The organism is Candidatus Dormiibacterota bacterium (genome assembly GCA_035544955.1).
Lineage (GTDB): Bacteria > Chloroflexota > Dormibacteria > CF-121 > CF-121 > CF-13.
The window spans coordinates 52,982-66,228 of the sequence record DASZZN010000023.1; the positions used below are offsets into that span (position 1 = coordinate 52,982).

Here is a 13,247-nt window from a genome sequence, read left to right on the forward strand (position 1 = left end):
CGCTTACTGCAGCGCGGCCGCGAGCGCCTGTTCGAAGAGCACGTCGTGGCCCGGCAGGGTCAGCTCAATGCCCAGCAGCTCCTCGGTTGCCCGCGATTCGAGACGCACGGTCCGCTCGGCAAGCTCCTGATCGTCAAGCCGGATCTGCGTCGAGAGGCGGCCGCCTCGAAGCCGGCTCATGCTGAAACGGGCGGGGCCCTCATCGCCACCGGTGTAAATCAAGAGGCGATGGACCCCGTGCTCGAGCGAATCATCGGCTCGAAACTCCAGCGGCACGTCGATGCCGACCGTCGCCATCCGGCTACGCATCCAGCCTCCAAGCAGCCGCGCCTGGGCCGTCAATCCGTCGCTTCCGTGAAAGATGGAGACCCCGTGAATGTGGCCCAGGCGGACGAGCATGTTCGGCATGTCGAAGAACTGCGCCGCGACGTGCCTCCAGGCGACGAGCCGGGCCCAGTTGAGGTCGCCGATCGACGCCCGTGCGTTCTTCCGGCGGGCCACCTCGAGAAGGCGTGTGAGGTCCCTATCATCGAAGCCCTCGTCGGTATCGACAATCAGTCGATCGGCCAGCGCGCACAGATCGTCGAACAACGGGTTATCGAACTCCGGGCGCCCCGGCCACCACAGGATCACGGGGAGATCGGGAATCAGCAGTGGCGCGGCCACGCTGGCCAGGTGCCGGGCGGGCTCGCCGTGCGCGTGCAGGATCACGCGTTCGGTGCTGACCCGATGGCCGCTTTCGGTCCGCTCCTGGGCGGACACTTCAGCCTCCAGCTTGTCGGCTTCGCGGGTGTGCTGCGCAAGGAGGATCAGGGTCCGTGAAGGGTGGGTCACCGAGAGTCGGTCGAGCACGCTCGTGACGGCGCCCAGCTCGGGCTCATTGCTCACTACGGTGATCAGGTTGAGGACGCTGGCACGGGCTTCCGCCGCGGCGTGCTGCGCGGCCTCGCTTCCCGCGCCATCGTCGTGCAACCCCCATCGGACCTGGTCCAGCTCTTCCTGGATGGAATGGACGTCGACAAAGGACCGGGTGGTCAGCTCGGTGTGATCGTTGCTCATGGCCGCCTCCAGCGCCGGCCGTCCTGCTCGATCAGCGCGTCGGCCTCGGGCGGCCCCCAGATGCCAGCGGCATAGTTGGGGAATGCCGGCGGCGGCTGCGACGCCCACCCCGCCTCGATCCGGTCGACCAGGGCCCAGGCGCGCTCCACTTCATCTTCTCGGGCAAAGAGGGTCGCGTCGCCCAGCATGCAGTCGAGCACCAGGCGCTCGTACGCGTCGGGAGACTCGACCATGAAAGACGAGCCGTAGAAAAAGTCCATGTTGACGGTGCGCAAGCGCATCACCGGGCCGGGAATCTTGGCGGCGATCTTCAGCGAGGCCCCCTCATGGGGCTGGATTCGCATCACCAGTACGTTGGGCGTCAACTCCTGGACGGCGGTCTTCGCAAAGGGCAGGTGCGGCGGGTTCTTGAACTGGATCGCGATCTCGGACGCACGGCTCGGCAACCGCTTGCCGGTGCGCAAATAGAAGGGCGTATCGGCCCAGCGCCAGTTGTCGATCTTGAGCCGGACCGCGACGAAGGTCTCCGTGTTTGACGTGGGTGAGACGTTCACCTCCTGCTGGTAGCCGGGCACCTGCTGGCCGGCCACCCAACCAGGGCCGTACTGGCCGCGCACGACGTCACTCGCGACGTCGATCGGACGGATCGACTTGAGGACTTTGACCTTCTCGTCCCGCACGCTGTCGGCATCGAAGTTGGGGGGTGCCTCCATGGCGGCGATGCTGAGGAGCTGCATCAGGTGGTTCTGGAAGATGTCACGCAGGGCGCCCGAGGTCTCGTAGTACTTGCCACGCCGTTCGATGCCGATGTCCTCCGCCACCGTGATCTGCACGTGGTCGACGTAGCGCCGGTTCCAGATGGGCTCGAAGATCCCGTTGGCAAAGCGGAAGACCAAAACGTTTTGCACGGTCTCTTTTCCCAGGTAGTGATCGATGCGATAGATCTGCTGTTCACTGAACACCGCGTGGATCGCCTGGTTCAGCGCCTGGGCACTCTTCAGGTCGTTGCCGAATGGCTTCTCGATGACGACCCGTTTCCAGCCATCGCCGCCCTTGGCGATGCCAGACGCTCCAAGCCGGTCGATGATGACGGAAAAGAACTGGGGCGCGGTCGCCAGGTAGAACACGCGGTTGCCGGCGGTTCCCCGCTCGCGATCCAACCGCTCGAGCTCGGCGGCCAGCCGGCCGTATCCCTCCTGGTCGTCGAAGGGCATCCGGACGTAGGAGATTCCTTCGGCGAGGCTTTGCCAGACGGCGCGATCGACCGGCTGGCTTCGCGAGAACTTCTGCACGGCCTGCTCCATGTGCGCGCGGAACTCGTCTTCGGTGAGGGCCGTGTCGGCGACGCCGATCACGCTGAAGCCGGACGGGAGATAGCGATTGAGGGCGAGGTTGTAGAGGGCGGGCATCAGTTTGCGCGCGGTCAGGTCCCCCGAGGCACCGAAGATCACCATCGCCGCCGGGTCCGGCGTGCGCGGCAGCAGAATCAGCCCGTCCCGCAAGACATTCTGGGTCAGCGGTGCGGTCGTGGCCTGGGCCATTGCTATTCAGTCCTCACGGGGTGCCCGCCAAATTCATTGCGCAGCGCTGCCAGGACCTTGGCGCTGAAGGAATCGTCCTGGCGCGACCGGTAGCGCATGAAGAGGCTCATCGCCAGTGCCGGCGCGGGCACGGCATGCTCCAGCGCTTCCTCGAGTGTCCAGCGGCCTTCGCCCGAGTCCTCGACGTAGCCCTTGATGTGAGCCAGGTCGGGATCGCGTGCGAAGGCGTCCTCGGCGAGCTCGAGCACCCAGGAACGGATGACGCTGCCATGGTTCCAGAGGCGCGTGAGCTGGACAAGGTCGAAACCGAAAGACGCGGCTTTCAAGACTTCGAATCCTTCCGCGTAACTCTGCAGCATCGAGTACTCGATGCCGTTATGCACCATCTTGGCGTAGTGCCCGGCACCGGAGGGGCCGACGTAGGCATACCCGTCAGGCGGCGCGAGCGTCTGAAAAATGGGCTCGACCTGTTTGAAGACCGCCTCGTTGCCGCCGACCATCAGGTTGAAGCCGACCTTGAGGCCCCAGATGCCTCCGCTGACGCCGCAATCCAGAAATTCCACCTGCTGCGAGCGCAGGGTTTCCGCGCGGCGCATCGAGTCTTTGTAGTTCGAGTTGCCGCCATCGACGATGATGTCGCCCGGCGAGAGGATGGCGGACAAGCGCTGGATGGTGTCATCGATCGGAGCGCCGGCTGGAATCATCAGCCAGAAGATGCGCGGGGCCTTGAGCTTCTGGCCGAGATCTTCGAGGCTGCTCGCTCCGGTCGCACCCTTGCTGGCAAGCGTCGCAATGGCATCGGCGGATCGATCGAAGACCACGACCTGGTGGCCGCCCTGCATCAGGCGGATGGTCATGCCCGATCCCATCCGCCCGAGGCCGATCATCGCTAATTCCATTTACGCCTCAAACGCTCGCATGGCACTAAAGCGCGGCTCGCGTCGGCCGGCGGGCCGGTGCGCCGACGGACTGACCGAAATTGACCAGGCCCTGCGCCACATCACGGACCTGGACGCGAAGCACGCGCCGCCCGTGGTTGCGCAGCGCCTGGAAATCACCAAGGGCCTGAGCTTGCTTGAGAACACCAAATGTGAACTTCTCGCCAGGAATCGGCAGATCATCCGGATCATCGCCAACCAGCTGGAGGAAGACGCCGCTGTTGGGGCCGCCCTTGTGCAGCTGGCCGGTCGAGTGCAGGTAGCGTGGCCCGTAACCCACAGTCGTTGCCACCCGGTATTTGTCACGGATGGCGAGCCGGATCGCGTCGAGCGCGCGGTCGTGCTCCGCGTTGGGTGTGATAAAGGCCAGCAGGGCCAGGTAGTCGCCGGCCCGCACCTGACCGAGCAGGGCCTGAATCGCCGCCTCGAGGGTCGCCCCCGCCTGGCCGGCCCACCTGATCCCCTCGCCGACGGTCGGCGGATTGCCCTCGCTCAGGACTTTCTTGGTGAGATCCTTCGCCTCCTGCACGTTCGGCTGGTCGAAGACGTTGATGCCCAGGATCGCGCCCGCGACCGCAATCGCATACTCCCAGCGGAAGAACTCCGCCCCGATGGCGAGCGGGTCGCTTAGCTTGAGAGTAACAACCGGATGCCCGGCCTTGCCGAGCGCCGTCAACGCCGCAGGCTCATCGTCACCCGGCAGCGCCAGCCGGACGAAGAGGCGATCAGTGCCATAGACCTGCGGGGGACCCAGCGCTTCGTCCGCGACCGGCACCAGGCCCTTGCCTTCTTTGCCGGTGCTCTCGGCGATCAGCTGCTCCGCCCACACACCGAAACTCTGTACCGCGGAGGGCGTAACAATCGTGATCTTGTCCCGCCCGACCATTGCCGCCTCGGCGAAGACCGCCCCCAGCCAGGCTCCCGGGTTCTCGCCCACCGGGACGGAGGGGGAACACGCCCGCATCATGGTCGCCGCTCGGTCGAGCAGGTCCGAAAGGTCCACCCCACCCAGCGCGGCCGGCACCAGGCCAAAGTACGAAAGGGCCGAGTACCGGCCGCCGATATCCGGGGGGTTGAGAAAGGTGCGGCGGAATCCTCGCCGTGAAGCCTCGTCGGCCAGCGATGTCCCCGGGTCGGTAATCGCGATAAACTGCTTCCCTTTCTGCCCCGTCTGCTGCCAGAAGTAACGATAGTGCGACAGCGTCTCCAGCGTGGTCCCCGATTTGGAGGCGACGATGAAGACCGTCTTGCGAACATCGATCGCCTTCTCCATGGCGATGATGGCGGCGGGATCCGTGGTGTCAAGGACATGCACGTCGAGCGCGCCCTTGGGCGCCCCGAAGGTTTGCCGGAAGACTTCCGGAGCGAGGCTGCTGCCGCCCATCCCCATCAGGAGGACGTCGCTGAATTCCTCGCCAACCAGCTCTTTGCGCAATGCCTCGAGCTCGGGGACGCGTTTCTCCATCCGGTCAGCAACCTGGAGCCAGCCCAGCCGCTCGCGGATCTCACTTTCGGCACTCCCGTTCGACTTCCAGAGCCCGGCATCCTTCTCGGCGATCCGGCGAACGACCGCCGCCTGCTCCAGTTGTTGCAGGCGACTATTGACCGAGGCGTCGAGTGCACCCAGTTGTGCCTCGTGGGCACCGACCGATCCCTTTTTCAGCTCCTTCTTCTTGTTCGTGATCTCTTCGAGTAGCTTGTCGATCGAATCGGCGAACAGCTTGACGCCATCGATGCGCAGGTCAGAGGTGACTTTGTCCATGTCGATGCCAATCGCCGCCAGATCGCTCAGAACCTTGTGGGCGCCATCGACATTTTCGAGCAGGCTGGGACGAACCTCGCCATGCTCCTTGAAGGCCATCATGGTTTGCTGCGGCATGGTGTTGACCGTCTCCGGGCCGATCAGTTCCTCGACGTACATCACATCGCTGTAGGCAGGATTCTTGGTTCCGGTGCTGGCCCAGAGGCAGCGTTGCACCGACGCGCCCTCCGCCCGAAGGTCGGCGAACTCGGGCCCATTGAAGATCCGCTGGAATGCCTGGTAGGCCATCTTCGCGTTGGCAACGGCGGCCTTACCCATGAGCTGCTGCAACCTCGCCCGTTCCGCCGGATCCTTGGCGGCGGCGATCTTCTGCTCGAGCAGCTTGTCGACGGCGGTATCGACGCGACTCACAAAGAAGCTCGCGACCGAGGCGACGTCGACGGGGTGCCCCTGCCGCATGCGCTGCTGCAAGCCGCGGATGAAGGCGCGGGCGACGTCTTCATAGACTTTGACCGAGAACATCAGCGTGATGTTGATGTTCAGGCCGTCGGCGATGCATTGCTCGATCGCGGGGAGTCCGGCGTCCGTCGCCGGGATCTTGATGAAGATATTCGGTCGCCCAACGCGATCGAACAGGTCGTGGGCCATCGCGATCGTCCCCTTGGTGTCGTCGGCGACCCGTGGCAACACTTCGATGCTGACGTAACCGTCCTTGTGCTTGGTCTGGTCGTAGACGGGCTTGAGCACGTCGGCAGCCATCTGGATGTCCTCGACGATCAGGCTCAGCATGATCTCCTCGTCGGGGCTGCCGGCCTCCACCAGCGTGCGGAGTGCGTCATCGTAATCGCTGCTGCCGCCGATCGCCTTCTCGAAAATCGTGGGGTTGGAGGTCATGCCCACCACGGCATCCTCCTCGATCATTCGTTTGAGCTCGCCGGACGTCATCAGGCTCCGGCGGATGTAGTCGAGCCAGACGCTGGTGCCTGCCTCGTAAAGCTCGAATAAGGGGTTCTTCGCCATCGCTCCTCCTATGGCCCGAGCGCTGTGGGGCCACGTACTAGAGTCTCACACCGCGCGGTGGCAGGTCTCCCTCCCCCTCTGGGGGAGGGTAGGGTGGGGTCCGGCTTAGGTCCCGACGCCGCTCAGGGTAATCCGCTGGGTCCCGGCATTGTCGATGATCGTGACGACGCCGGAAAGGGCCCCAGTGGCCTGCGGGAGGAAGGTCACGCTGATCGTGCAGCTGACTCGGGGTGCCAGGGTGCTGCCGCAGTTCGTGGTCATCGTGAAGTTATCGCCGGCGAGGCTGATGCTGCCGATTGACAGCGGGCCGTTCCCTGAATTGAACAGGACCACCGTCTGCGGCAGGGTCGAAGTCCCGGAGGTCACGCCACCGAAGTTCAGGTATCCGCTGCTCAGTAATGGCCTGGCCGCGGTTCCGGTTCCGCGCAGACTGACCGTTTGAGCGCCGCCTGGGCCGTCGTCGTAGAGCGTCAGGGCGGCGCTGCGAACGCCGTACCCGCGTGGCGCGAAGCCGACCGTAATCGCGCAGGATGCGCCGGGTGCGATCGCCCGCAGGCAGTTGTTCGTCTGCGTGTAGTCGCCGGCGGCGGCTCCACTGATCCCGACCGAACGGATCGTGAGCGCGCCGTCGCCCGTGTTCGTCACCGTCACGACCTGCGGCGCCGCTGTTCCGCCCACGTTCGCGCCGGGCGAGAGCAGCGCCGCGCTCAAGGTCGCCATCGGCTGGTAGGCAAGGCCCGTGAGCCGCACGACATCGCTGGAGCCGGGAGCCGCGTTGGCGTCATCCGTCACGACCAGGCTGCCGCTGCGGGCCCCGCCCGCCTGCGGCGCGAAGGTCACGTCGATCGTGCACGAAATCCCCGGGAGCAGTTGCGCCGGACAATGCGGGGTGGCTCTGAAATCGCCGGTGGCCGCGATCGCGCCGATGGTGAGCGGCCCGTCGCCGCGGTTCGTCAGCACGACGCTTTGCGGCGCGCTATTAGACCCGACGTTCTGGCTGAATTTGAGGCGGTCAGGACCGAGGTGCGACAGCGCCATGGTCGCCACACCCATCACCTGGATCCGCTGCGGGCTGTCGGCTGAGTCGTCGGCCACGACGATGTAGCCGTCGCGCTCCCCGAGGGTGCTGGGGATAAAGGTAATCGTGATGGCGCAGCTGGCGCCAGCTGCGAGCACCGGCGGGCAGTTGTTGCTCTGCGAGAAGTCGCCGTCCTCACGGATGGCGCTAAGGTGGAGCGCCGCCTGCCCGGTATTGACCAGCCTGATGGTTTCTGAGCCACTGCTGCTGCCCAGGTTCTGGGTGAAGATCAGCGATTGGCTGTTGAAGCTCGCCGCTGGTTGCGCCACGCTTCCCGTAAGCGGCACCGATTGCGAAGCGCCCCCCGACGATCCGTTCCCGCCGGCATCGTCCTTGATGGTGAGCGTGCCGCTGCGCGTCTTCTTGTCGTCGGGGCCGATCTGGTTGAGCGTAATCGTGATCTGGCAGCTACTATGGCCGGTCATCACACTCGGACAGTTATTGCTCTGGCCGAAATCCGGGTCGGTACCTTTATCGAGGGCGATCGAGGTGATGTGCAGCAGGCCACCGCCGTTGTTCGTCAGCGTCACGGTCGCCGGCGTGGGCGGCGCGTTGACCGGCTGATTGATGACGACCGCGGGCGGACTGAAGGTCACGAGGGCTGCCGTCGCTTCACCCTTCAGGGTGATCAGTTGCTGACCTCCGACCGCATCGTTGGGAATCACAGCGCTGCCCGTGTGGGTGCCGAGGGTCGCACGCGGCTGAAAGGCCACCTCGAAGGAGCAGCTCGTCCCCGGCTCGAGCTTCGCCTGGGCGCAGGTGTTCTTCAAGGGGTCGAGGTAGAAGTTGTTCCGATCCGCACCGAGATCGACCGCCCCCATCACCAGTAGCCCGCTGCCCGTGCTGGTCACAGTCACGCTCTGCGGTTGGCTGCGCCCGGACAGGTTGGTTGGATCGAAGTTGACCTGGGTGCGCTGGATCCCGGCCTGGGTGACGCCCAGCCAGCGGACGCGGCTGTTGAAGCTGTCGGCGACGAGCATCGCGCCCGAGTCCCCAAGCATGCTGAGGCCACGTGGCGCATCGACTTCGGCGGCGTCGGCCGGGCCGGCGTCGCCCTGAAGTCCCGAGGTGCCGATTCCCCCGAAGGTCGTCACCGCCTGACCCGTGAGGTCAATGCGACGAACGCGGTGGTTCAGGTAGTCGGCGACGTAAACGGTACCCTGGTCAACCGTCGCACTCCAGGGACGATTGAAGTGGGCTTGGGCCGCCGCGCCGTCGCCGAATGCCGGTGCGCCATCCCCGGCGATCGTCTGGATCACGTCGGATGCCTTCGGATCCGCGCTGACGGCAGCGACCCGGCGGATCCGGTGGTTGAAGCTGTCGGTGATGTAGAGGTTGGGCGAGGCCGCGGTGTCGAGCGCAACACCAAAGGGGAAGTACAGATCGGCCTGGCGCGCGTCGCCATTTTCGCCGCTGTACCCGAGCCGGCCGCTGCCGGCCACCGTGAAGATCGAGCCCACCGACGATACCTTGCCGTTTCCATCGAACCGCAGTCCACCCACGACTTCGCGCACGCGACTGTTGTAGGTGTCGGCGATGAAGAGGTTGCCCGCCGGATCGACGGCCAGTCCGGTCGGATAGCTCAGCGACGCCTGGTTCGCGGGTTTGCCCTCGTCGGTGCTGGCATAGCCTGCCGTCCCGGTGCCGGCGACGGTCGCGATCGTCTGATGCGTCAGGTCGATCGCGCGGACGACATTGTTGAAGGTATCGGCGACATACAGCACGTTGTGCGGGGTATCGAGCGCCCCACCCATCGGGTACGCCAGCCGTGTGTCCGTAGCCTGGGTCGAGGGGATCCCCGGCCCGCGCACCCCACCGATTCCGGCAAGCGTGCTGACGTCGTCGTCGTCGTTGTCAGGCTTCGTGTCGTCGTCAGGTTTCGCATGGTTGGCCGCGTCCGTGTCGTTCGTGGTGAAGGTTCGCACCGAATGATTGAAGGTATCGATCACGTAGCGTTGGCCGGTCACCGCTGGCACCGCCGCGTTCAGTGGCGACCCGGTTCCTAGGTGCGAGAGCACGGCCGCCGGGGCTGCAAATTGGGCTTGGCCCGGTGGCTGGCCGTTGCCGGCGAAGCTCGCCGTCCCGTTGCCGGCTTCGATATGAATGTTGTGCGCGGGCGTCGTGGAGAGGGTGCCTTCCAGCACTCGCAGCAGGTTGTTGCCGGTGTCCGCGATGACGACGTCGCCGTTCGGCCGAACGGCGACCGCCGTCGGTGCGGCGAGCTGCGCCAGGATCGCCGGGCCACCGTCGCCAAACTCGCCGGACTTGCCGGTCCCAGCGACGGTTCGCAGGAAGTGATCCCCGATCGCCAGCTCGCGAACGACGTTGTTGCCGGTATCGGCGATGTACAGGTTCGCCTTCTCGTCGAAGGCGAGCCCTGATGGCTGCCTCAGCAACGCTGTCGTGGCGAGCACGCCGTCGGTATAGCCGGCATTCCCCGTGCCGGCCACGGTTGTCAGCGAACCCGTGACCAGGTCGAATCGGCGGACCACATTGTTATAGGTATCGGCGATGTACAGCCCATCGCCGTTGATGGCGAGGCCGCGCGGTTGGTTCAGGGGTGCGGCGACCAGTGTCCGGATGATGCCGCCGCCGTCGATCGCCCGCACCCGGTTGTTGAGGGTGTCGGCGACGTAGACCGTCCTCCGCTTGCTGTCCCAGGCGATCCCGTATGGCGAGTTGAGCTTGGCCGTCGCGGCCGGGCCCTGATCGCCGGCGTACCCGAAGGTCCCGGTTCCGGCAATGGTGCTGATCACCGCCGTCTGTGCGCCGCTGGGGTTATCGATCGACGGGATGGTGACCGTCGCCTTGCGCACCTGGTGGGCGAATGTGTCGGCGATGTAGACGTCGAAGCCGGTCACCTGGTAGCCCACCTGCGTGACCTGCCCGATGGCGACCGCATACGGGCCGGCCAGTTGGGCCTTCGCCGGGTCACCAGCGTCGCCCGCGACCGCCAGGCTCCCGGCGCCGGCAAAGGCCACCTCGCTGTTGTCGATCAGCAGCCGGACCACGTGGTTGGCCGGGTCGGCTACGAACGTGTAGCGGCCGAACACCGCGAGGCCGAAAGGCTGTTGGGCGACGTCGGTCGGCTTGCCAGCAGCCGGCGCGCCGGCATAGGTCGAGAGTTCAGGACGGCCCGCGATTGGGGCGGCGAAGGCCACGATGGGCGGCGAGGTGACCGCGATCTGTGGGACGGCGAGGCTGGCAAGCAGGACGGACGGACCCAGGGCGCGCCACCACCGGCTCCCCCAGCGGCGTCCTCTCATCATGCGGTTCCCCCGTGCGTCGCGACGACCCCCGCAGGCATCATACCCTGAACTTCAGCCAAGATCACCGCCGAAGGACCAAATCGGTGGGTTGCGAGCGACCGGGCGTCACCAGGAAAGGCGCGTCCGCCTCGATGGCGGAGCCGGCTCGGTCGCCGAACGGGTTCGCTACGATCGCCTGCAGCATCCGCGGGCCCAGCAGGTCGTGATAGAGCACGAGAATTGGGAACTGGAACGAGCCGTTTGCGTCGGTCTTGATGATCTTCGGCAGCGGCGACCGCAGCGCCGGGGCACCCCAGTTGAGGAAAACGATCGACGCGTTTGCCGGGAAGCCCGCGCCGACGACGTTCGTGACGAAGCCAGGCGGCCCGATCGGCGGATCGAGTGCGACGGAGGGCTGGAAGCAGGGAATCTGGTACGTCGCGTCCGCTTCCCGTTGCCGGAAATCGTCGGCGCGCACCAGGTGCACACCCTCGGACCGGCTCCGCACCTGGATGCCCAGGTTGAAGTGGCCGAAGACGTCAGTTGTCCGTTCGAAGCTTTCGGGCGTCCCGCCCGGGCCGGCATCGAAGGTCACGAGGACCGCGCTGTACGGATTGAAGTTCACACCGTCAACTGTGATGGTGTATGTCACGGGAGGGACCGGGGCCGGCGTCGGCGTCGGTTTCGGTTTCGGTGTAGGCCGCGGTGCGCCCGGCTTGAATGTGTCGGACGTCAGCGCGATGGCCGTAGCCGGCTGGAAGCATCCTGGCGTGACGGTGATTGCGGCGGGCGACACGATCGCCGTGGCCGGCTGACCACTCTGCCAAGCGATGAACGCGCGGTTGCTTTTGTGCACCTCGAGCCCATCGGTGAACGTTGCCTGGATGACGTCGATGCGGGGATCCTTGCCGTTCGAGTAGACATAGTTCGCGTGCCCCGCTTTGTCGGTCGTCGACTTCGACACCGCGGCCTGTTTTTGCGCGTCGGTCACGTTCGCGAAGGTGACGGCAACGTTGCGGACCGCGATCCCACGCCAATCGACGACGGTGGCGGTGAGGGTGATGGGGCCCGGCATGTTGACCGGATCCGACGCCGGATCGAGCTTGATCCGCGTCGCCGGGAAACCCGCCGCCAGGCTAGCCGGCGCGGCGAGGGCCGCGCTGCCGACGACAGCGACGACCACGGCACCAACGAGGATCGCAGCCGCCGCCAACCGGAGGCTGCGCATTAACTCGGCGGGTTCTTGAAGTACCCGCTGTAGTAAACGGATGCGTCGCAGGTAGTGCCTTCCGGCGGGGTGCAGGTCAGCTCGATCTTGTCGTTCTTTTGGAACGTCAGCGGTGTGATGAAGTGAAAGTCGAGGTCGCGGAAGTTGTCGAGCTTGAGTTGCAGTAAGACCTGGTCCTGGTTCGTTTTCGCATTGAACCGTGACAGCTTCAAGTCGCCGGTCAAGCCGTTGGGATTCTCGAAGACAAGATCAGTAACCGAGAGGCCGCCATCGGCAGGAACGGTCAGACTATTGCTACCGACGAGGCGCGCGGCGTAGGCATCGCCGCCAAATGGGTTCGCGCCGGTCACCCCGCCTCCGCCACCACCCGTAGTCGGCGGGTTCTGTGCCTTCAGGCTGTTGACCTGCGCTTGCAGCGAAGAGGTCTGGGGCGCGACCGCTTGGGTTGCGGCGCTCTGGATATTCGGCTTGACCAGAAGGAACCACAACAGCACCAGGACTAGTGCCAGGGCCGCGAGGCCAATCAGGGCGGGGAGCAGCCACGGCGGGATAAGACCCTCCTGCTGCATCGTCCCGTCCACAGTGATGGGCGGCAAGTTGTCCTGGTGAACGATGACCTTGTAGGGGTTGGTCTTTGGCGGGCCGGTGAAAAAGCGCGTTTTCGGTGACATCCGCACCGAGGCAAAGCTGGCGGTGCCGGGTTCCGAACTGAGAGCCGGCGGGGTGATCGTGAAGTTAAGCTTGCGATCGGGATCGGCCGCCGTGAGGCGAGCACTGATGCGCACATTGCCACGGTTATCGAGCGCGAGGCGGGCGTGCGCACGGGACCGCCCTTTCGCTGTCCGTGGGATCAGCTCGGCGAATGTGTCGTTGAACGGACCGACTTCAACGACGCCTTCCTCGACAAGCGAGGCGCGAGCATCTTCGCGCGACTTGACCCTGACCGCAAACGGGACAGCGCGCGCCGGGACGCTGGACGACTTCGGCGGCTTGAACCTGATGCGCGCGACCGCCTCGGCTCCCGGAAAGAGGGGAATGACGGCGGGCTCCACAATTGCCCACGCGGAGGCATCGCCCAGGACCTCGATGGTGAACTGATCGACCACCGTCCCGGAGTTGCGGACGCGAACCTCGGAGACGGCCTCGCCACCCGGTGTGACAGTGACAGCCTTGCTGGCAAGCGTGGCGGTAGCAGCCATGGCGCTCGAATCATAGGTAGCGCTCCGTGGCGCGGCCATAGCCAGAAAGGAAGACCTGCAGGCATCGCCTGCTGCCCGTTAAGTCCCCGTTAAGTGCCCGGAAAGTCGAGACCATCATAATGCGGCCAGCAGCGCAAGGGCAGCAGGAACCTGCCCGGGCCCCAGGAGGAGGAA

General features: G+C 65.5%; 7 protein-coding genes. All 7 read right to left on the reverse strand.

Annotated elements, in window-relative coordinates; translation table 11 throughout:
- Positions 1-3: 3 nt before the first annotated feature.
- Positions 4-1,059, reverse strand: coding sequence for a glucose-6-phosphate dehydrogenase assembly protein OpcA (locus VHK65_08405; GenBank protein HVS06175.1), 1,056 nt, complete (start codon positions 1,057-1,059; stop codon positions 4-6).
- Positions 1,056-2,600, reverse strand: coding sequence for a glucose-6-phosphate dehydrogenase (gene zwf, locus VHK65_08410; protein HVS06176.1), 1,545 nt, complete (start codon positions 2,598-2,600; stop codon positions 1,056-1,058). Before zwf ends, VHK65_08405 begins: the two co-directional genes overlap by 4 nt.
- A 2-nt stretch (positions 2,601-2,602) precedes the next feature.
- Positions 2,603-3,499 (reverse strand): decarboxylating 6-phosphogluconate dehydrogenase, encoded by an 897-nt coding sequence (gnd, locus tag VHK65_08415; protein HVS06177.1) that lies wholly within the window; start codon positions 3,497-3,499, stop codon positions 2,603-2,605.
- A gap of 25 nt (positions 3,500-3,524) precedes the next feature.
- On the reverse strand, positions 3,525-6,320 hold the full coding sequence (locus tag VHK65_08420; protein HVS06178.1) for a bifunctional transaldolase/phosoglucose isomerase: 2,796 nt from the start codon (positions 6,318-6,320) through the stop codon (positions 3,525-3,527).
- Between the two features lie 105 nt (positions 6,321-6,425).
- Positions 6,426-10,667, reverse strand: coding sequence for a choice-of-anchor D domain-containing protein (locus VHK65_08425; GenBank protein HVS06179.1), 4,242 nt, complete (start codon positions 10,665-10,667; stop codon positions 6,426-6,428).
- Between the two features lie 61 nt (positions 10,668-10,728).
- Positions 10,729-11,874: a hypothetical protein gene (locus VHK65_08430; protein HVS06180.1), complete on the reverse strand. Its 1,146-nt coding sequence runs from the start codon at positions 11,872-11,874 to the stop codon at positions 10,729-10,731.
- Positions 11,874-13,073 (reverse strand): hypothetical protein, encoded by a 1,200-nt coding sequence (locus VHK65_08435; protein ID HVS06181.1) that lies wholly within the window; start codon positions 13,071-13,073, stop codon positions 11,874-11,876. Before VHK65_08435 ends, VHK65_08430 begins: the two co-directional genes overlap by 1 nt.
- Positions 13,074-13,247: the final 174 nt, after the last annotated feature.

Coding starts and splice junctions, on each gene's coding strand:
- zwf (HVS06176.1), bottom strand. CDS start 2,600: ATGGCCCAGGCCACGACCGCACCGCTGACCCAGAATGTCTTGCGGGAC.
- VHK65_08420 (HVS06178.1), bottom strand. CDS start 6,320: ATGGCGAAGAACCCCTTATTCGAGCTTTACGAGGCAGGCACCAGCGTC.
- VHK65_08425 (HVS06179.1), bottom strand. CDS start 10,667: ATGATGAGAGGACGCCGCTGGGGGAGCCGGTGGTGGCGCGCCCTGGGT.
- VHK65_08430 (HVS06180.1), bottom strand. CDS start 11,874: ATGCGCAGCCTCCGGTTGGCGGCGGCTGCGATCCTCGTTGGTGCCGTG.
- VHK65_08405 (HVS06175.1), bottom strand. CDS start 1,059: ATGAGCAACGATCACACCGAGCTGACCACCCGGTCCTTTGTCGACGTC.
- gnd (HVS06177.1), bottom strand. CDS start 3,499: ATGGAATTAGCGATGATCGGCCTCGGGCGGATGGGATCGGGCATGACC.
- VHK65_08435 (HVS06181.1), bottom strand. CDS start 13,073: ATGGCTGCTACCGCCACGCTTGCCAGCAAGGCTGTCACTGTCACACCG.